This window comes from Variovorax sp. YR752, from assembly GCF_943372545.1.
The window spans coordinates 13,275-32,025 of record NZ_CALRZC010000051.1; the positions used below are offsets into that span (position 1 = coordinate 13,275).

15 protein-coding genes are annotated in these 18,751 nt (G+C 69.0%); 8 read left to right on the plus strand and 7 right to left on the minus strand.

Annotated elements, in window-relative coordinates; translation table 11 throughout:
* The first annotated feature begins 73 nt into the window (after nt 1-73).
* Nucleotides 74-331 (plus strand): acyl-CoA-binding protein, encoded by a 258-nt coding sequence (locus AAG801_RS14380; RefSeq protein ID WP_101493403.1) that lies wholly within the window; start codon nt 74-76, stop codon nt 329-331.
* Between the two features lie 13 nt (nt 332-344).
* Here the strand turns inward: AAG801_RS14380 and AAG801_RS14385 are convergent, their stop codons facing one another.
* Genes AAG801_RS14385 through AAG801_RS14400 form a run of 4 tightly spaced genes read right to left on the minus strand, consistent with a single transcriptional unit; the run spans nt 345 to nt 5,130 of the window.
* A complete protein-coding gene (locus AAG801_RS14385; RefSeq protein WP_341888984.1) occupies nt 345-1,583 on the minus strand; it encodes a CaiB/BaiF CoA-transferase family protein in 1,239 nt (412 codons plus the stop codon).
* A 40-nt stretch (nt 1,584-1,623) separates the two neighbouring features.
* Nucleotides 1,624-1,938: a polyhydroxyalkanoic acid system family protein gene (locus AAG801_RS14390; protein WP_101493405.1), complete on the minus strand. Its 315-nt coding sequence runs from the start codon at nt 1,936-1,938 to the stop codon at nt 1,624-1,626.
* Nucleotides 1,931-3,070 (minus strand): aminopeptidase, encoded by a 1,140-nt coding sequence (locus AAG801_RS14395; protein WP_341888985.1) that lies wholly within the window; start codon nt 3,068-3,070, stop codon nt 1,931-1,933. Before AAG801_RS14395 ends, AAG801_RS14390 begins: the two co-directional genes overlap by 8 nt.
* Nucleotides 3,070-5,130, minus strand: a complete 2,061-nt coding sequence (locus AAG801_RS14400; RefSeq protein ID WP_341888986.1) for a molybdopterin oxidoreductase family protein — start codon at nt 5,128-5,130, stop codon at nt 3,070-3,072. Before AAG801_RS14400 ends, AAG801_RS14395 begins: the two co-directional genes overlap by 1 nt.
* Nucleotides 5,131-5,188: 58 nt before the next feature.
* On the opposite strand from AAG801_RS14400, the gene AAG801_RS14405 reads away from it, so the two are divergent.
* Nucleotides 5,189-6,322, plus strand: coding sequence for an ABC transporter substrate-binding protein (locus tag AAG801_RS14405; RefSeq protein ID WP_341889004.1), 1,134 nt, complete (start codon nt 5,189-5,191; stop codon nt 6,320-6,322).
* 15 nt (nt 6,323-6,337) lie between these two features.
* Here the strand turns inward: AAG801_RS14405 and AAG801_RS14410 are convergent, their stop codons facing one another.
* Genes AAG801_RS14410 through AAG801_RS14420 form a run of 3 tightly spaced genes read right to left on the minus strand, consistent with a single transcriptional unit; the run spans nt 6,338 to nt 9,880 of the window.
* Entirely contained in the window at nt 6,338-7,432 is a 1,095-nt protein-coding gene (locus tag AAG801_RS14410) for a M14 family metallopeptidase (RefSeq protein ID WP_341888987.1), read from the minus strand.
* Nucleotides 7,429-8,631 carry a M20 aminoacylase family protein gene (locus AAG801_RS14415; protein WP_341888988.1) on the minus strand — a complete coding sequence of 401 codons (1,203 nt, stop codon included), beginning with the start codon at nt 8,629-8,631 and terminating at the stop codon, nt 7,429-7,431. The genes AAG801_RS14410 and AAG801_RS14415 overlap by 4 nt, the downstream gene beginning before the upstream one ends.
* A 55-nt stretch (nt 8,632-8,686) precedes the next feature.
* On the minus strand, nt 8,687-9,880 hold the full coding sequence (locus tag AAG801_RS14420; RefSeq protein ID WP_341888989.1) for a glycerophosphodiester phosphodiesterase: 1,194 nt from the start codon (nt 9,878-9,880) through the stop codon (nt 8,687-8,689).
* A 110-nt stretch (nt 9,881-9,990) separates the two neighbouring features.
* Here AAG801_RS14420 and argE point away from each other — a divergent pair, with 110 nt between their 5' ends.
* The 6 genes from argE (at nt 9,991) to AAG801_RS14450 (ending at nt 18,734) form a co-directional block, all read left to right on the plus strand.
* A complete protein-coding gene (gene argE, locus AAG801_RS14425; RefSeq protein WP_095743248.1) occupies nt 9,991-11,157 on the plus strand; it encodes an acetylornithine deacetylase in 1,167 nt (388 codons plus the stop codon).
* Nucleotides 11,150-12,409 carry a DUF445 domain-containing protein gene (locus AAG801_RS14430; RefSeq protein WP_341888990.1) on the plus strand — a complete coding sequence of 420 codons (1,260 nt, stop codon included), beginning with the start codon at nt 11,150-11,152 and terminating at the stop codon, nt 12,407-12,409. Before argE ends, AAG801_RS14430 begins: the two co-directional genes overlap by 8 nt.
* Nucleotides 12,410-12,520: 111 nt before the next feature.
* Nucleotides 12,521-14,179 carry a hypothetical protein gene (locus AAG801_RS14435; protein ID WP_341888991.1) on the plus strand — a complete coding sequence of 553 codons (1,659 nt, stop codon included), beginning with the start codon at nt 12,521-12,523 and terminating at the stop codon, nt 14,177-14,179.
* Nucleotides 14,180-14,298: 119 nt separating this feature from the next.
* A complete protein-coding gene (locus tag AAG801_RS14440; RefSeq protein ID WP_341888992.1) occupies nt 14,299-15,078 on the plus strand; it encodes an MHYT domain-containing protein in 780 nt (259 codons plus the stop codon).
* A 99-nt stretch (nt 15,079-15,177) separates the two neighbouring features.
* Complete coding sequence (locus AAG801_RS14445; RefSeq protein ID WP_341888993.1) at nt 15,178-16,788, plus strand: carboxyl transferase domain-containing protein; 1,611 nt, start codon at nt 15,178-15,180, stop codon at nt 16,786-16,788.
* A complete protein-coding gene (locus tag AAG801_RS14450; protein ID WP_341888994.1) occupies nt 16,785-18,734 on the plus strand; it encodes an acetyl-CoA carboxylase biotin carboxylase subunit in 1,950 nt (649 codons plus the stop codon). Before AAG801_RS14445 ends, AAG801_RS14450 begins: the two co-directional genes overlap by 4 nt.
* Nucleotides 18,735-18,751: the final 17 nt, after the last annotated feature.

Consider the following 18,751-nt stretch of genomic DNA (forward strand, 5'->3'; position numbering starts at 1 on the left):
AACGCTTGCAATTGGTACCAGTTGGTACCAATCCATTTATGATGCGCGCTTTCTGACCTTCTTCCCGACTGCCATGTCCGACCTCAACGCCCTATTCGAAGCCGCCCAAGCCAACTCCAAGCTGCTGGCCGAGCGCCCCGACAACCCGACGCTGCTGAAGATCTACGGTCTGTTCAAGCAGGCGACCGAAGGCGACAACACCGCCAAGAAGCCCAGCTTCAGCGACATCGTCGCGCGCGCCAAGTGGGACGCGTGGACCGCCCAGAAGGGCGCCACCGCCGACGAAGCGAAGCAGAAGTACATCGACCTGATCGAATCCCTGCGCGCCTGACCGGCCGCGCCGGCTAGCCGACGATCCCGCGCTCCTGCAGCGCGGCGATCTGCTCGGCGCTCAGGCCGATCTCCTTCAACACCGCCTCCGTGTCCGCCCCCAGCGCCGGCGCGTTGCGGCGGTGGCCGGCCGGCGTGAGCGACAGCTTGGGCACGAAGCCCGGCACGGCGAGCGCGCTGCCGTCGGGCATCTTCACCTCCTGCAGCATGCCGCGCGCGGCGTAGTGCGGGTCGGCCGCGATGTCGGCGATGGTGTAGATGCGCCCGGCTGGCACGTGCGCCGCATCGAGCGCGGTCAGCACCTCGGCCACCGTGCGCTGCGCGGCCCAGTCGCCGATGGCGGCATCGAGCGTGTCGACCTGCGCCACGCGCCCCGTGTTGCCGGCCAGCGCCGGGTCGGCCGCGAGGTCGGGCCGGCCGATGCAGGCCATGAGCCGCTTGAAGATGCTGTCGCCGTTGCCCGCGACGATGGCGTAGCCGCCGTCCGCGCAACGGTAGGCATTGGTGGGCGCAATGCCCGGCAGCGCGCTGCCGGCCGCCTCGCGCACCGCGCCGAAGGCGCCGTACTCGGGCAGCAGGCTCTCCATGCAGTTGAAGACCGCCTCATACAACGCGACGTCGACCACCTGGCCGCGGCCCTTCGGGAATTCGGCGCTCACGGTGGCGTGGCGGTGCTGCATGGCCATCAGCACGCCGATCACGCCGTGCAATGACGCCAGCGTGTCGCCGATCGACACGCCCACGCGCACCGGCACGCGGCCCGGCTCGCCCGTGAGGTGGCGCAGCCCGCCCATGGCCTCGGCCACCACGCCGAAGCCGGGGCGGTCGCGGTAGGGGCCGGTCTGGCCGTAGCCGCTGATGCGCAGCATCACGAGCGCGGGGTTGGCGGCCAGCAGTTCGTCGGGCCCCAGGCCCCAGCCTTCCATCGCGCCGGGGCGGAAGTTCTCGACCAGCACGTCGGCCTCGGCCGCGAGCTGGCGCACGATGGCCTGCGCCTCGGGCTCGCGCAGGTCCAGCGCGAGCGAGCGCTTGTTGCGCGACTGCACCTGCCACCACACGGACGTGCCGTCCTTCAGCAGCCGCCAGGTGCGCAGCGGGTCGCCCGCGCCGGGCGGTTCGATCTTGACCACGTCGGCGCCGAAGTCGGCCAGCGTGCGCGCCGCGAACGGGCCGGCGATCAGTTGCCCGAGTTCGACGACCTTGAGGCCGGCCAGCGGACCCGCGGCCGGAGGGGAAAGAGAGCTTTGCGTCATGGCTTCCGAGTGTGCCGTGCCGCCCGGAAGAAGCGCCGTCTCAGGCGAAGCGGCTGCCGCCCTGCGGCGCTTCGAGCAGCGCGTCGAGATTGCGCGCGATCTTCTGCTCGATCTGGTCGCTGAAGCTGCTGAACAGGAAACCCAGCGTCGCCTCGAGCCGGAAGGTGTCGGCCGTGACCTCCACCGTGCCGTCGATGCCCGCGCGGCTGAACTGGGCCACGTCACAGTCGGTGCCTTCGGTGTAGGTGCATTCGAGGCCGTAGTCCTGCTCGACCTGATGCACCCATTGGCGCGCGACTTCGCGGGCGCCGGCAATGCCCAGCGTGTGGTTGCGTTCGATTTGGATGTCAGGCACCGTGGTCTCCGTTGTCGTCGTGTGTGCGGCCTTGGCGCGCGTGGGTGTGCAGGATACCCGTGGCGGCCTGCAGGGCGCTGCGCCGCTCTTCCGTGGTGGGCAGCGCGGCAATGCGCCGCACCGCAGTGTAAAAGCGCGGCCAGTCACGGCCCTCGCGTTCGAACAGGGCCTCGAAGCTCGGCACCAGATCGTCATACGCGCCCTGCGCACCGAAGGCCGCATTGTTGGCGCGCGCCACCCAACCGTCGTAGGCGTTCTGGCGCGGACCGGTCCAGCCCGTCTTCAGCGCGGCATAGCGCTCGCGGAAGTCCGCCATGGCGGCCTGCTTCTGCGCTTCGACCTTCGCCCAGTCTTTGGCCTTGGCTTCGGGCGATTCGTACACCTGCGTGAGCGCGCGGCGCGTGTTGAGCGCGAGCGCACGAAAGTCCTGCCGCTGCGCATTGAACTGCGCGTACTCGGCGCGCGCCGCCTCGCCGGCTTCGCGCTGCAGCCACATCGCGCCGCCGATGCGCTCGACGGCCGTGGCGTACGACTCGTTGAACACCGTGTCGCCCGACACATAGAGCACCTGGTGCGCCAGCTCGTGGAACACGAGGCGCGCCAGCTCGCCTTCGGGGTAGCCGATGAAGGTGGACAGCAGCGGATCGCCGCCGGCCCAGTTCATCCAGCCCAACGTGGAGTAGGCCGGCACGGGGTACACGGCCACTTCGAGGCCGTTGGTCTTCTGCGCCTCGGCCTCGGTCTTGGCGGCGGCCTCGTCGTAGTAGCCGCGGTAGCCCACGCAGCCCGCGACCGGGAAGCACCAGCTCTTCAACGTGAGCGAGTACGGCGGCGCGGCGACCACGTTCCACACGGCGGCGGGACGGTGCAGGTCGGCATACGAGGTGTAGCTGGCGTTGTCGGGCAGGCCGAGTTCGCTCGATGCAAAACGGCGGATGCGCTGCGCGAGTTCGAGCTTGGCCTTGAGCGGCGCCCCCACGGCCGGATCGGCCAGCCATTCGGGCACGGGCTTGGCGGCGCGCAGGATGTCGAGGTGGCCGTTGGCCGATTGCCAGTAGTAGCCGAGGTCGGCGCAGCCGGAGAGAAAGAACGCGCCAGCCAGTGCCAACGCAGGCGCACGCAACCGCAGCATCACGCCTTTTCGACCTGCACCAGGCAGTCGTAAAACGTCGGGCCGCGGCCGATGTCGGTCAGGCGCTGGCTGGTCAGCTCGTTGACGTTGGTGCCGTCCATGCCCAGCTTGCGCCACCAGATGCCCATGCCGTGCACCACGCCGCGGCGCGCGCGGCGCGACACCTCGGCGCGGCAGCGGTGCTCGCCGCGCTGGTTGAACACGCGCACCGTGGCGCCGTCCTCGATGCCGCGCGCGGCGGCGTCGTCGGCGTGGATTTCGAGCAGTGGCTCGACCTCGATGGCGCGCAGGCTCGTCACGTTGACGAAGGTCGAGTTGAGAAAATTGCGCGCCGGCGGCGAGATCATCGCCAGCGGGAATTCGGTCGAACTGCCGGCCGGCTCCCAGTTGGGCACGTGGTCGGGCAGGCCGTCGATGCCCATGGCCTGCAGGCGCTCACTGAAGAACTCGCAGCGGCCCGAAGGCGTGGGGAACTTGCCTTCGGCGAACGGCGCCTCGGCCAGCTTCAGGCTGGTGAAGCCCTGCGCGCGCAGCTGGTCGAAGTCGATCGCGTTCTCTGCGAAGGCGGTGCGGCACAGCGACTCGTCGCTCTCGGCGAAGCAGGACTCGTCGAAGCCCATGCGGCGCGCCAGTTCGCGAAACACCCAGGCGTTGCTGCGGGCCTCGCCGCGCGGCGCGACGGCCGGCTGGTTCAGCAGCACGTCGGTGTGGCCGTAGCTGCAGTGGATGTCCCAGTGCTCGAGCTGCGTGGTGGCGGGCAGCAGGTAGTCGGCGTAGTCGGCGGTGTCGGTGCGGAACTGCTCGAGCACCACGGTGAACAGGTCTTCGCGCGCAAAGCCCGCCACCACCTTGGCCGACTCGGGCGCCACCGCGACCGGGTTGCTGTTGTAGACCACAACGGCCTTCACGGGCTTCGCGGTGTCGAGCAGCGCATCGCCGATGGTGCTCATGTTGATGGTGCGCGGCTTGCGCCCCGCCAGCAGGTCGGGGCGCTGCAGCGCGGCGCGATCGACCGGGTAGTGGCCCGAGCTGCTGAGCAGCAGGCCGCCCGCGCGATCGCGCCAGGCGCCAACCAGCGACGGCAGGCAGGCGATGGCGCGTGCCGCGTTGCCGCCGCCGCGCACGCGCTGCATGCCGTAGTTCAAGCGGATCGCGGCCGGCTTCGTCGTGCCGTAGGCCTGGGCCAGCGCGACGATCTGTGCTTCGGGAATGCCGCAGACCTCGGCCGCACGCGACGGCGGCCACTGCAGCGCGCGCTCGCGCAGCTGCTCCCAGCCGAGCGTGTGGTTGGCGATGTAGTCGTGGTCGAGCCAGTCGTGCACGATGAGTTCGTGCATGAGCGCCAGTGCCAGCGCGGCGTCGGTGCCGGGCAGCAGCGCGATGTGCTCGTCGCACTTGTCGGCGGTTTCGGTCTTGCGCGGGTCGATGCACACCAGCCGCGCGCCGGCGCGCTTGGCGGCCTGGGCGTGGCGCCAGAAGTGCAGGTTGCTGGCGATGGAGTTGCTGCCCCAGATCAGGATGAGCTTGGCTTCGGCGAAGAACTCGATGCGCATGCCGACCTTGGCGCCCAGCGTGTAGACCATCGCTTCGCCGCCCGCCATCGAGCAGATGGTGCGGTCCAGCAGCGAGGCGCCGAGCTTGTGGAAGAAGCGCCGGTCCATCGACTCGCCCTGCACGAGGCCCATGGTGCCCGCATAGCTGTAGGGGAGAATTGCTTCCGGTTCGGCCTGCAAACCCCGAAGATGCGCGGCGATGTCGTCCAATGCGGCCTCCCACGAGACGGGCTCGAAGTGGCCGCTGCCCTTGGGGCCGACGCGTTTCAGGGGCTGCACCAGCCGCTCGGCATGGTCATTGCGTTCGATGTAGCGCGACACCTTGGTGCACAGCACGCCGCCGGTGTGCGAGTGGGCGGGGTTGCCCTGCAGCTTCACTGCCACGCCGTCCTTGACGGTGGTGACGAGCGCGCAGGTGTCAGGACAATCGTGCGGGCAGGCGCCGAGCACCGTGGAGGGCGCGGAGGTGTCGGGCGTGTCGAGGAGGGAATCCGTTGCGTGGGCCATCGAACAAGTCTAATTTGAGTATCAACACACAGGGCAGAGGGAAGATTTCACCATGACGATGCATCTGAATCGCAGGCATTTTTCGATCGCCACGGCGGCCGCCGCCACGCTGGGTGGCTTCGGCATCGCCCGGGCGCAGAGCGAAACGCCGCTGGTGCTGGGCCAGTCGGCGCCGTTCACCGGGCCGGCCGCGCAGCTGGGCATCCAGTTCCACCAGGGCGCCAAACTGTTCCTGGACCAATACAACGCGCAGCCGGGCCGCCGCAACGTGGTGATCAAGAACCTCGACGACGGCTATGAGCCCGATCGCTGCGCGGCCAACACACAGAAGCTGATCGAGGAAGACGTGTTCGCGCTGTTCGGCTACATCGGCACGCCGACCAGCCTGGCCGCGCTGCCGCTGGCGGTGAAGGACAAGGTGCCGTTCATTGCGCCGTTCACGGGCGCGATGTCGCTGCGCGAGCCGTTTCACCGCAACGTGTTCCATCTGCGCGCTTCGTACAACGACGAGACGGCATTGATGGTGAAACAGCTCACCCACCTGGGCATGAAGAAGATCGCGGTCTTCTATCAGAACGACGCCTACGGCAAGGCCGGGCTTGACGGCGTGACGCTGGCACTGGCCCAGCAGGAACTCAAGCCCGTAGCGCTGGCCACGGTGGAGCGCAACTCGGCCGACGTGGCCGCGGCCGTGAAGACGATCGTGGCGAGCCAGCCGGCCGCGGTGGTCCAGGTCGGTGCCTACAAGGCCTGCGCGGCGTTCATCCGCGAGGCGCGCAAGGCGGGCTACGGCGGTGTGTTCTTCAACCTCTCGTTCGTGGGCACGCAGGCGCTGGCGGACGAGCTGGGCAAGGAGGCCGCGGGCGTGATGGTCACGCAGGTGGTGCCCTCGCCCTACAACCAGGCGAATGCGCTGGCCCGCGAGTTCACCGAGGCGGTCCGCAAGGCGGGTGGCGGTGCGAGCGCCAATTTCTCGAGCATGGAAGGCTACCTGGCCGCCAAGGTGCTGACCGAAGGCCTGCGCCGCGCACCGGGCGGCAAGGGCACGCGCGACGGGCTGATCGCGGGGCTGGAAAGCATCGAGCGTCAGCAGTTCGGCGGCTTCGAGGTGTCGTTCTCTTCGAAGAGCCATGTGGCTTCGAAGTTTGTCGAGCTGTCGATGCTGACGGCTGACGGGCGGGTGCGGACCTAGTTTTTCAGGGTGCGGTCAGGCTGAAAGGCCGTCCACCGCCTGGAACATCGCCTGCCGCGCCTGGCTCACGATCTGGCCGCGCCAGGCGTCGCTGTCCGTATAGAACGCCTCCACCATGCGCGCGCGGATGCCGTCGGCCAGGTCGGCCGGCGCGTCCGGGTGCTTGTGCAGCCAGTGGTCGGCGCGCAGGGCGCCGGTCACTTCGAGCATCGGCAGCGTGCCGTATTCGAGCGCGATGCCGGTGTACTCGGCCTGCGGGCACTCTTCGTACACGGCGTCCCACATCAGGCCGCGCAGCAGCGCCGAAGTCGAGGAGCCGTCGTAGATCGAGGTGACGGGCGCCGCCGGCGTGCCCCACCAGGCGTTGGCGCGGGCGTAGGCGACCTTGTCGTCGCGACAGGCAAAGATGCGCTCGCCCAGGCCGTTGGGGCCGAGGCCCGTGTGCAGGTCGATCCATGCGAGGCGCTTGGCTTTTCCTGCATGGCGACGCAAGACGCTGCGGATGGTCTTGTTGCTCCACGTGGGCGCCTTGCCGCCGAAGAACAGGCCGTCGTCGAACTGGTACTGGCCGCTCGTCACCGCCGCCTGGTAGGCGGTGGCGCCGTGCTTCTCGATCCACTTGTCGATCGCGGCCTGGTTGTCCGGCGTCGGCGGCCAGGTGTCGGGCAGCAGCAGCGGATGCAGCTTGGCGTAGGGCTCGTTGACCGGCACGGGCTTCGAAAAGTCGAGGAAGTTGCGGTTCAGGTCGACGTTCTCGTGCGTCACGCGGCGGCCGTACGAAAAGCCGTGCGGGTTGAGCGCATGCACGTACAGCACGGCCACGCCCTGCGCCTTGGCCTTCTCGCGCCACTCGGCGTCGTGCAGCGCGAAGACCTGCACGCCGCTGCCGCAGTGGCCTTCGACGCCGTGGCAGGCGCTGGTGACGACGAGCAGCCGCTCGGCATTGGCATCGCCGTCGAGCGCCACGTCCATCGACAGCTCCTCGCCGTCGCGGCCCTTGAGCGGATGCGCATGCGGCTCGACCGTGAGGCCGGCGCTGACGCAGCCCTGCAGGAACTTCTGGCGCGCTTGGGCGTAGCGCGGCGAAAAGGCCTCGCCGATGCCGATCATGCCGCTGCGCCGCCGGGCTTGAGGAACTGCTCCGCGATCTGCACCCAGCAGGTGGCGCCCAGCGGAATGAGGTCGTCGTTGAAGTCGTAGCTGGCGTTGTGCAGCGTGCACGGGCCTTCGCCGTGGTGCACGTCGCGGTGCGCGCCGTCGCCGTTGCCGATGAAGGCATAGGCGCCGGGCTTGGCCTGCAGCATGAAGGCGAAGTCTTCCGAGGTCATGGCGGCCTCCTGCTTGAGCACGTTCTCGGGGCCGACGATCTCGCCCATGACGCGGCGCGCGAAGTTGGCTTCGGCCTCGGTGTTGATGGTCGGCGGGTAGTAGCGCTCGAAGCGGAACTCGCAGGTAGCGTCGTGCGCGGCGCAGATGTGCTCGCTGATCTGCTGCATCTTGGCCTCGATCATGTCGAGCACCTCGAGCGAGAAGGTGCGCACGGTGCCCGACAGCTCGCAGTTGTCGGGGATCACGTTGTTGGTTTCACCGGCGTGGATGGTGGTGACCGAGATCACCGCCGAATCGGTCGGCTTCATCTTGCGCGTGAGGATGGTCTGGAAGGCCTGCACGATCTCGCAGGCGATCGGCACCGGGTCGATGCCGGTCTGCGGCAGCGCGGCATGGCCGCCCTTGCCGACCACGTTGACGTGGAACTTGTTGCCCGACGCCATCACCGGGCCGGGGCTCACGGCGAACTGGCCGGCCTTCATGCCGGGCCAGTTGTGCATGCCGAACACGGCGTCCATGGGGAACTGCTCGAAGAGCCCTTCCTTGATCATCTCGCGCGCGCCGCCGCCGCCCTCTTCCGCCGGCTGGAAGATCAGGTAGACGGTGCCGTCGAAGTTGCGGTTCTTCGCGAGATGCTGCGCCGCCGCCAGCAGCATCGCCGTGTGGCCGTCGTGGCCGCAGGCGTGCATCTTGCCGTGGTGCTGGCTGGCGTGGGCGAAGGTGTTGAGCTCGGTGACGGGCAGCGCGTCCATGTCGGCGCGCAGGCCGACGGCGCGGGTGCTGGTGCCGTTCTTGACGATGCCCACCACGCCCGTGGTGCCCAGGCCGCGGTGGATGGGAATGCCCCATTCGGTGAGCTTGCCTGCCACCACGTCGGCGGTGCGGACTTCTTCGAAACAGAGTTCAGGGTGGGCATGAAGGTCACGCCGGACGGCTGCGATGCCGGCCGCCTGCGTGACAAGCGAGTCGATGAGTTTCATAGGACACAGTCTAGGCTTTGCGGAATGCGCCGCAAAGACCGTGCCGGGCAAACCCTCAGCGGCCGATGCTCTTCAGGTAGTCGGTGCGCGCAGCCCGCGCGGTGTCGGTGAAGTCGGTGAAAACGCCATCGACGCCGAGCTTGTAATAGACCGCGTATTCGTTCTTGCCGTCCTTGTTGTAGTCGGACGCCAGCCGGCGCGACTCGTTACGGAATGTGAAAGGGTGAACGAACAGGCCGGCCTTGTGGGCGTCGGCGATCAGCGTGGTGGGGGCCGTCGAGGTGGCGTCGGCATCGTTGATCTTGCCGTCCTTGTTGACGTCCACCACCTTGCCGTCGGCGCCGACGGTGCCCTTGACGCTCACGATGTAGCGCTTCCAGGGGCCGATGCCGTCGGCATAGGTCTTGATTTCGGCCAGCCCGGCGGGCGTGACCATGACGTCGAAGTTGCGCTTGTCGCCGGCCTTGGTCCACTCGTAGGGGCGGTCGACGGGCACGGCGTAGGTCATGGCGCCGGTCTTCATGTCGATGCCGTCGCCGTCGATCAGCTGGATGAGCTTGGTGTTCAGGCCCTTGCTCTTCATGTACTTGAGGCTGCCGGGCTCGAACGACTGCACGTAGATGGGCGCGGTCTTGCTGTTCCAGCCGGCGGCGTTGATGGCGGCAACGACCTTGTCTTCCATGGGCATGCCCAGGTCGCGGAAGTAGGTCGGGTTCTTGGTCTCGGGGTAGATCGCGATGGTGCGGCCGGATTCCTTCGACTTGGCCTTGGCGAAATCGATGATCTCCTGGAAGGTCGGGATCTTGAACTTGCCGTTGAATTCCTGCGGGCGCTCGGGGTCGGTCGAGATGCCGCCCAGGGTCTTGATCTCGGCCAGCGTGAAGTCGTTGCTGAACCAGCCGGTCTGGGTTTCGCCGTCGACCTGGATGGTCTTCTTGCGCGAGGCAAAGCGCGCGTGCTTGGCCACGTCGGTGCTGATCGCCAGGTTGGGGTCGTGGCGGGCGATGAGCACGCCGTCCTTGGTGGAGACCAGGTCCATCTCGATGACGTCGGCGCCCAGTTCGATGGCGCGCGCGTACGACTCCAGCGTCTGTTCCGGCAGGTAGCCCGAGGCGCCGCGGTGGGCAATGACCAGCGGCGGCTGGCCGTCCAGCGTGAGCAGCTGGTTGGCCGACGGGCCGGTGGTGCCGCAGGCGACGAGGCTCAGGACGGCCGCGGCGGTCAGGGTGATCTGCAGGGACATGCGCATGTTGTCTTCTCCATCCAAACAAAGAAAAAAGAAGAAGCAGGCTACCCGCTGCGCGTGACAACGCTGGTACCCGTCTGCGCGCGCGTTCAACTTCCCGGACAATCTGTTGCATGCAGCACACGCTTTCTCCCCAGAGCCTCTTGATGGCGCAAACCTTGGTTCGCATGAACACGGTGAGCGCAAACAGCAACCTCGAGCTGATCGACTTCGCCCAGGCCCACCTCGCCGCGCTCGGCGTGAAGAGCCGCATCACCTACAACGCCGAGCGCACCAAGGCGAACCTGTTCGCCACGCTGGGCGAGGGCAAGCCGGCCGGCGTGATCCTCTCGGGCCACACCGACACGGTGCCCTGGGACGGCCAGGCCTGGAGCGTCGACCCGCTGTCGGCCGTGGTGCAGAACGAGCGCCTGTACGGGCGCGGCTCGGCCGACATGAAGAGCTACATCGCGATCGCGCTGGCCAATGCCCAGCGCTTCCTCGAGGGCGACGCGCCCTTCGCGGTGCACTTCGCCTTCACCTACGAAGAAGAAATCGGCTGCTTCGGCGTGCGCGAACTCATTGCCGACATGCGCGACGCCGGCATCAAGCCGCTGGCCTGCATCGTGGGCGAGCCCACCAGCATGGTGCCGGCCATCGCGCACAAGGGCGTGTACCGCTACAAGTGCTGCGTGCGCGGCAAGGAGGCGCATTCGTCGCTCACGCCGAAATCGGTCAACGCCATCGAGATGGCCGCGCGCGTGATCGGCAAGGTGCGCGACATGGCCGAAGACTTCGAGCGCAGCGAGCCGCGCTACGACGGCTTCGACGTGCCCTTCAGCACCGCCAGCGTGGGCCAGTTCCACGGCGGCATTGCCGACAACGTGGTGCCGCGCGACGCCGAGTTCCGCTACGAATTCCGCGACCTGCCCACGGCCGACGCGAAGCGCATGCAGTCCGACGTGCTGGCCTACGCCGCGAGCATCGAGCCCGCCATGAAGAAGGTCGCGCCCGACGCCGGCTTCAAGTTCGAAACGATCTGCGAGATCCCGAGCTTCCTGGGCGCCGCCGGCGACCCGGTCACGCTGCTCGCGCAGCGCCTGGCCAGCGAAGACCGCACCACGCTGGTGGCCTTCGGCACCGAAGCGGGCCTGTTCAAGAACGCCGGCATCCCCACGGTGGTGTGCGGCCCCGGCAGCATCGAGCAGGCGCACCAGCCCGACGAGTTCGTGAGCCTGGAGCAGCTCGCGCGCTGCGAGCTGTTCATGGAGCGCCTCGCAACTTCGCACAGCATTGGCTGAAGACCCAAGCAGCGCCGCACTGCAGCGCATGAAGCGCATCGCGCTCGGCCTGCTGTGCGCGGCGGCGCTGCTCTATGCCGTGGCGAGCGCGCTGCATTCGCAGCATCCGGCCTGGGGTTACGTGGCGGCGTTTGCCGAGGCCGCGATGGTCGGCGCCATTGCCGACTGGTTCGCGGTGGTGGCGCTGTTTCGCCACCCGCTGGGCCTGCCGATTCCGCACACGGCGATCATCCCGAGCAACAAGGACCGCATCGGCGCCAAGCTCGCGGGCTTCATCTGCGACAACTTCCTGAGCACCGCGCAGGTGCTGGCCAAGCTGCGCCAGTTCGATGCGGCAGCCCGCATTGCCGAGTGGCTGGCCCGGCCCGCCAGCGGCGAGAGGCTCGGCGAATGGGGCGTGGCCGCCACGCGCTACGGCCTCACCGCCTTCGACGACGAGCGCGTGCGCGACTTCATGGGCCGCGCCGCCGCGGCCGGCCTGGCCAAGATCGACCTCTCGCGCCTCACCGGCCAGGCGCTCGACGCGCTCACGGCCGGCGGGCGCCACCAGGCGCTGCTCGATGACGTGCTGCAGCAGGTGGCCGAGCTGCTCGACGGCGAGGAGGTGCAGGCGCACATCACCGAGGGCATCGCGCGCGAGATCAAGACGCTGCGCTACGTCGGCCTGGACCAGGTAGCGGCCAAGCTCGCGACGCGCAAGATCGTGGCCGCCATCGCGCGCACGCTGGCCGAGCTGGCGGCCGAGCCCGACCACCCGATGCGCAAGCGCTTCGACCACTTCGTCGACGACTTCGTGGTGCGCCTGAAGCTGGACCCCGAGTTCCAGCAGCGCGGCGAGCAGATCCGCGCCGAGCTCATCGCGCACCCCGCGCTGGGCCACTACCTGCACGGCCTGTGGGGCGAGCTGCTGGGCTGGCTGCACGACGACCTCGGGCGGCCCGACTCGACCATCCGCCAGCGCATTGCCACCATGGCCGGCGCGCTGGGCCAGCGGTTGCAGAACGACGCGGCGATCCGCGCCTGGATCAACGAGCAACTCGAAGCCGCCGCGCCGGCGGCCATCGAGCGCTACCGCGAAGACATCCGCCGCTACATCGAGGAGCGCGTGGGCGAGTGGAACGCGCACGAGATGACCGACGAGCTCGAGCGCCACATCGGGCGCGACCTGCAGTTCATCCGCATCAACGGCACGCTGGTGGGCGGGCTCGTGGGGCTGCTGATCCACACGGCGACGCAGTTGCTGCGCAACTGAAGCTGCGGGTTATCCGCAGCGGACGAAAGTCCGCGTCTTGTCCCGCGAGCGACTGCGCGGCCTCGATCGACTCCTAGACTGCGGCCACAACGCAACCCAGAGGAGATCGCCATGCCCCGTCGCTCGATCCGCGCAGCCGCGCTGACCGCCGCCCTCGCCCTGCTCGCCGCCTGCAGCACGCTGTCGCCACCGCCGAAGCGCCCCGCTGCGTGGGCCGCGCCCGAGGTACTCGTGGCCCCGTCGGCCTTCGCGGGCGTGCACGGCCTGGCCATCGATGCCAAGGGCCGGCTGCTCGCGGGCTCCGTGCTCGGCAACACGCTGTGGGAGGTCGACCGCCAGACCGGCGCCGCCAAGGTGCTGATCGACGCGCCCGAAGGCCAGGCCGACGACATCGCGGTCGGACCGAAGGGCGAACTGGCCTGGACCAACTACCTCATGGGCATGCTGCGCTACCGCGAGAACGACGCCGCGCCGCTGCGCGTGCTCGCCAAGGACCTGCCCGGCCTGAACTCGCTGGCTTTCGACGGCAGGAGCGGCAAGCTCTACGCCTCGCAGGTGTTCCTGGGCGATGCGCTGTGGGAGATCGACCGCGAAGGCAAGCAGCCGCCCCGGCTCATCAAGAAGGACATGGGCGGCTTCAACGGCTTCGAGGTCGGGCCCGACGGCCTGCTCTACGGGCCGCTGTGGTTCAAGGGCCAGGTGGTGAAGATCAACCCCGCCGACGGCGCCCTGACCGTGATCGCCGACGGCTTCAAGATCCCGGCCGCCGCCAACCTCGACGGCAAGGGCAACCTCTGGGTGGTCGATGCGCGCAGCGGTGAATTGGTGAAGGTGGACCTCGCCACTGGCCGCAAGACCATGGCCAAGCAGCTGCGCCCGTCCCTCGACAACCTCGCCATCGCGCCCGACGGGACGATCTACATCTCGAACATGGCCAACAACGAGGTGCAGGCCTTCAACCCCGCCACCGGCGAACTGCGCACGCTCACCAGCGGCAAGGTGGCGGTGCCGGCCGGCCTCAAGATCGACGGCGACGACCTGTGGGTGGCCGATGTCTTCGGCTTCCGGCAGGTCGACGTGCGCTCCGGCGAGGTGCGCGACGTGTTCCGCATGCAGCGCGAGCCCGAGCTCGATTACCCGTTCGCGGTCGGCCTGTCGCCCAAGCTCTTCGCGCTGACCTCGTGGTTCACGGGCTCGGTGCAGCTGGTCGACCGAAAGACCCTGAAGACCGTCGAAACGATCCACGGCCTGAAGGCGCCGTTCGACGCGCTGCCCATGCCCGATGGCAGCGTGATCTACGCCGAAATCGCCACCGGCAGCATCACGCGCGCCAGCGGGCCGAAGTTTGCAGAGAAGTCAGTGCTGGCTAGCGGCTTGAACGGCCCGGTGCAATTGGTGGTCGGCCAGGACGGCGCGCTCTACGTGACCGAGGCGGCCGGCAAGCTGCTGCGCATTCCGCTGGACGCCAGCGCGCCGCTGCGCACCGTGGCCGAGGGGCTGGCGCTGCCCGAGGGCCTGGCCCAGACGCCGTGGGGCAGCTTCATCGTGGCCGAGAGCGCGGCGCGCCGGCTGGTCGAGATCGATCCGGCCACCGGCACCCGCCGCACCGTCGCCGAGAACCTGCCGATCGGCCTGGCCGCCGGGCCCGGCCTGCCGCCGCCGTACGTGGTGACAGGCGTGGCCGTGGGGCGCGACGGCACGGTCTACGTGTCGGCCGACAAGAACAATTCGATCTATCGAATTCGGCCCGTTATGCAGGGTAACAATTAGTACAAATCTTTGTTTACTTTTATAAACATATATTACAAACTGGCCGGGACGCCTCGCAGCGTTCCGATCGCATAGGGCAGTCGGGGGTCTGCGAAGCGCTCTTTCCGAAGGGACATCGCATGACTCCGCTCGTCGTAGGCCAGGTGCTATCGCCCGAATACTCCCTGGGGCTGGTTGCACTTTCGTTCGTCATTTCCTTCTTCGGCTCGCTGGTGGCCCTGATCTGCGCCGGGCGCATGGTCGGTGCCGACGGCAAACCCAACCTGGCCATCGTGGCCTGCGCCGCGGTGGCGCTCGGCGGCATCGGCATCTGGTCGATGCACTTCATCGGCATGCTGGCCTACCGGCTGCCTTTCGGCATCTCGTACAACATGCCGCTGACCATCGTCTCGCTGGTGGCGGCCATCCTGATCTCGGGCATTGCGCTGTACCTGGCGGGCGGGCGCGCCAAGTTCAGCCGCTCCGGCTGGCTGGCGGGCAGCCTGCTGGCCGGCCTGGGCGTGTGCGTGATGCACTACATGGGCATGTTCGCGATGAACATGCGGGCCACGATGAGCTTCGACTTCGGCATGGTCGCGCTGTCGGTGGTCATTGCCATCACGGCCGCCGCCGCGGCGCTGTGGCTGGCCTTCAACCTGCGCAAGCTGAGCCACCAGGTGGCGGCAGCCGCCGTGATGGGCGTGGCGGTCTGCACCATGCACTACGTGGGCATGAGCGCGGCCAGCATGATCTGCACGGCCGCCGCCCCGGTCGACGCGCTCACGCTCGGCGGCAGCTACATGGGCCTCACGGTGTTCGGCACGGCCGGCGCGGTGCTGATCTTCATCTACTGGGTGGTCACGGGCAGCAGCCTCGACGCCCCTGCCACCGCGGCGCGTCAGCGCGTGCGTCCCAGTTAAAAGCGGCGCGTACGCGCCCCAGCTAGTTGGCGCAAGCGGGCCGGGGGCCCGCCTCCTACAGTCTGTGCGAACGACACGTTGCGCTTCGCACAGACCCCCATGCCCTTTCTCGAATCCCGGCTGCAGACGGCCGCAGACACCTACCAGGCCAACCGCGCGAGCATGCTGTCGCTGCTGGAGCAGGTCCGGTCGCACGAAGCCCGCGCCGTGGCCGCCTCCAGCGCCTCGGCCGAGCGCTTCGCCAGGCGCGGCCAGCTGCTGCCGCGCGAACGCCTCGCCCTGCTGCTCGACACCGGCGCGCCCTTCCTGCCGCTGGCCACGCTCGCGGGCCTGGGCCAGGACAACCCCGATCTGTCGAAAAGCGTCCCCGGCGGCGGCCTGATCGCCGGCATCGGCCGCGTGGCGGGCGTGCGCTGCATGATCAGCGCCTCCGACTCCGGCATCGACGCCGGCGCGCTGCAGCCCATGGGGCTGGACAAGCAGCTGCGGCTGCACGAGATCGCGCTGGAGAACAAGCTGCCCTTCATCCAGCTGGTGGAAAGCGCGGGCGCCAACCTCATGCAGTACCGCGTGCAGGACTTCGTGCGCGGCGGCAACATCTTCCGCAACCTCGCGCGGCTCTCCGCCGCGGGCCTGCCGGTGGTGACCGTGACGCACGGCTCGTCGACCGCGGGCGGCGCCTACCAGACGGGCCTGTCGGACTACATCGTGATGGTGCGCGACCGCACGCGGGCCTTCCTGGCCGGGCCGCCGCTCCTGAAGGCCGCCACCGGCGAGATCGCCACCGAGGAAGAACTGGGCGGCGCCGTCATGCACACCCACATCTCGGGCCTGGGCGACTACCTGGCCGAAGACGACCGCGACGCGCTGCGCATCGCACGCGCCATCCTCGGCGGCATCGACTGGGCGCGCGACGAAACGCCGCGCACCTTCGCGCCGCCGCGCCACGACGCCGAGGAGCTGATGGGCCTCATGCCCGCCGACGGCCGACGCCCGGTGGACATGCGCGAAGTCATCGCGCGCATCGCCGACGGCTCTGAGTTCCTGGCCTTCAGCGAGCACTACGGCAGCGCCACCGTCTGCGGCCACATCCGCCTCGAAGGCCACGCGGTCGGCATCATCACCAACAACGGCCCCATTGATTCCGACGGCGCCACCAAGGCCACGCACTTCATCCAGGCCTGCTGCCAGTCGCGCACGCCCATCGTCTACCTGCAGAACATCACGGGCTACATGGTGGGCCGCGCGCACGAGGAGGCCGGCATCATCAAGCACGGCGCCAAGATGATCCAGGCCGTGACCAACGCCAACGTGCCGCAGATCACGCTGCACTGCGGCGCCTCGTACGGCGCGGGCAACTACGGCATGTGCGGTCGCGGTTTTGCACCGCGCTTCTGCTTCTCGTGGCCCAACGCGCGCACCGCGGTGATGGGCGGTGAGCAGGCGGCGCAGACCATGGCCATCGTGATGGAGGCCGGCATGGCGCGAAAGGGTGCCGTTGATCGCGACAAGATCGACGCGATGCAGCGCCAGATCGTCGAGCGCTTCGACCGCCAGATGAGCGTTTTCACCACCAGCGCGCTGCTGCTCGACGACGGCGTGATCGACCCGCGCGACACGCGCGCCGTGCTGGCCGAAGCGCTGTCGATCTGCCGCGACGCCGAGGCGCGTGCGCCGCAACCCATGCAGTTTTCGGTGGCACGGCCATGAGCATTTTTCACAAGATCCTGATCGCCAACCGCGGCGAAATTGCGGTGCGCGTGATGCGCACCGCGCGCGCCATGGGCTACCGCACGGTCGCCGTCTACTCCCGCGCCGATGCGAACGCCGAGCACGTGCGCCAGGCCGACGAATCCGTGTGCATCGGCCAGCCGCTGCCCGCACAGAGCTACCTGAACATTGAATCGATCATTGCCGCAGCCCGCGCCAGCGGCGCCGACGCGGTGCATCCGGGCTACGGCTTCCTCGCCGAGAACGCCGCGTTCGCGCAGGCCTGTCGCGACGCGGGACTGGTCTTCATCGGCCCGTCGCCCGAGGCCATCGTCGCGATGGGCGACAAGGCCGGCGCCAAGCGGCTGATGCAGGCGGCCGGCGTGCCGTGCATTCCCGGCTACCAGGGCGACGATCAACGCACCGCCACGCTGGCTGCCGAGGCCGAGCGCATCGGCTGGCCCGTGATGATCAAGGCCACGGCCGGCGGCGGCGGGCGCGGCATGCGGCTCGTGACGTCGGCCGGCGCCTTCGCCGAGCAGCTGCAGAGTGCGCAGTCCGAGGCGCTGCATGCCTTCGGCGACGCCACCGTGATCCTGGAGCGTGCCATCGTCGCGCCGCGCCACATCGAGATCCAGGTGTTTGCCGACCGGCACGGCCACGCGATCCACCTCGGCGAGCGCGACTGCTCGGTGCAGCGGCGCCACCAGAAGGTGATCGAGGAAGCGCCCTCGCCGGCCGTCGATGCCGCGCTGCGCGCGCGCATGGGCGCCACCGCCGTGGCCGCCGCGAAAGCCATCGCCTACGAAGGCGCGGGCACATTCGAGTTTCTGCTCGACGCGCAGGGCCAGTACTGGTTCATGGAAATGAACACGCGCCTGCAGGTGGAGCACCCCGTGACCGAAGCGGTGACGGGTCTCGACCTCGTCGAGCTGCAGCTGCGCGTGGCGGCCGGCGAGCCGCTGCCGCTCACGCAGGACGACGTGCGCATCACCGGCCACGCGATCGAGGTGCGGCTGTGCGCCGAAGATCCGCAGCAGGGCTTCCTGCCGCAAAGCGGCACGCTGAGCGCATGGCGCACGTCACCCGCGCTGCGCACCGAACATGCGCTGCGCGACGGCGCCGAAGTGCCGCCCTTCTACGACTCGATGGTCGCCAAGCTCATCGCTTCGGGCCGCACGCGCGATGAAGCACGGCAGCGGCTGCTGGCGGGCCTGCGCGACACGGTCGCACTCGGCCTGTCGACCAACCAGGCACTGCTGCAGCGCGCGCTCGCGCACCCGGTGTTCGCCGACGGCGAGGCGACCACCGCCTTCATCGGCGACCACCTCGACGCGCTGCTGGCCGCCGACGTTGCGGCCGACACGCGCGCCGCCCTGCTCGCCGCCTTGCTGCTGCAGACCGGCGCGCGCGGCTGGCCCTCGCCGCTGGCGCACACGCTGCCCAACGCCTTGCGCTTCGCACTCGATGGCGTCGTGCACACGGCGCGCGTGACACCGCGCGGCGCGGCACGCTTCGAGGTCGTGCTGGACGACGCCGCCCCCGTGTCGCTCGCCTTGCTGGCGCTGTCGGACGACGGCCTCCTGCGCTTCGCCAGCGACGGCGTGGCCGCGCAGGCGCGCGTCGTGCGGCGTGCCGAACGCGTCGACTTCCATTTCGACGGCCGCGCCTTCCAGCTCGACGACCTCACGCACGTGGCCGTGGCGCGCGCCGACGCGGGCGGCGGCGACGGCCTGCTGCGCGCCTCGATGAACGGCCGCGTGGTCGCACTGCTGGCCGCCGAGGGCGACACCGTCACTGCGGGCCAGCCGCTGGTCACGCTCGAAGCAATGAAGATGGAACACGTGCATTGCGCACCCCGCGCGGGCCGCGTCGCGGCGCTGCATGTGGCCGTGGGCGCGCAGGTCGCTGCGCGCCACATCGTGGCCGAGATCGCCGAGGCCTGATCGCCTTCTTCCCTTTG

What these genes read in the sequence shown, in the direction of transcription:
- AAG801_RS14415 (WP_341888988.1), bottom strand. Translation starts at nt 8,631, where the DNA reads ATGAAACTCATCGACTCGCTTGTCACGCAGGCGGCCGGCATCGCAGCC.
- AAG801_RS14380 (WP_101493403.1), top strand. Translation starts at nt 74, where the DNA reads ATGTCCGACCTCAACGCCCTATTCGAAGCCGCCCAAGCCAACTCCAAG.
- AAG801_RS14420 (WP_341888989.1), bottom strand. Translation starts at nt 9,880, where the DNA reads ATGCGCATGTCCCTGCAGATCACCCTGACCGCCGCGGCCGTCCTGAGC.
- AAG801_RS14450 (WP_341888994.1), top strand. Translation starts at nt 16,785, where the DNA reads ATGAGCATTTTTCACAAGATCCTGATCGCCAACCGCGGCGAAATTGCG.
- AAG801_RS14440 (WP_341888992.1), top strand. Translation starts at nt 14,299, where the DNA reads ATGACTCCGCTCGTCGTAGGCCAGGTGCTATCGCCCGAATACTCCCTG.
- AAG801_RS14445 (WP_341888993.1), top strand. Translation starts at nt 15,178, where the DNA reads ATGCCCTTTCTCGAATCCCGGCTGCAGACGGCCGCAGACACCTACCAG.
- AAG801_RS14400 (WP_341888986.1), bottom strand. Translation starts at nt 5,130, where the DNA reads ATGGCCCACGCAACGGATTCCCTCCTCGACACGCCCGACACCTCCGCG.
- AAG801_RS14405 (WP_341889004.1), top strand. Translation starts at nt 5,189, where the DNA reads ATGCATCTGAATCGCAGGCATTTTTCGATCGCCACGGCGGCCGCCGCC.
- AAG801_RS14435 (WP_341888991.1), top strand. Translation starts at nt 12,521, where the DNA reads ATGCCCCGTCGCTCGATCCGCGCAGCCGCGCTGACCGCCGCCCTCGCC.
- AAG801_RS14410 (WP_341888987.1), bottom strand. Translation starts at nt 7,432, where the DNA reads ATGATCGGCATCGGCGAGGCCTTTTCGCCGCGCTACGCCCAAGCGCGC.
- AAG801_RS14385 (WP_341888984.1), bottom strand. Translation starts at nt 1,583, where the DNA reads ATGACGCAAAGCTCTCTTTCCCCTCCGGCCGCGGGTCCGCTGGCCGGC.
- AAG801_RS14395 (WP_341888985.1), bottom strand. Translation starts at nt 3,070, where the DNA reads ATGCTGCGGTTGCGTGCGCCTGCGTTGGCACTGGCTGGCGCGTTCTTT.
- argE (WP_095743248.1), top strand. Translation starts at nt 9,991, where the DNA reads ATGCAGCACACGCTTTCTCCCCAGAGCCTCTTGATGGCGCAAACCTTG.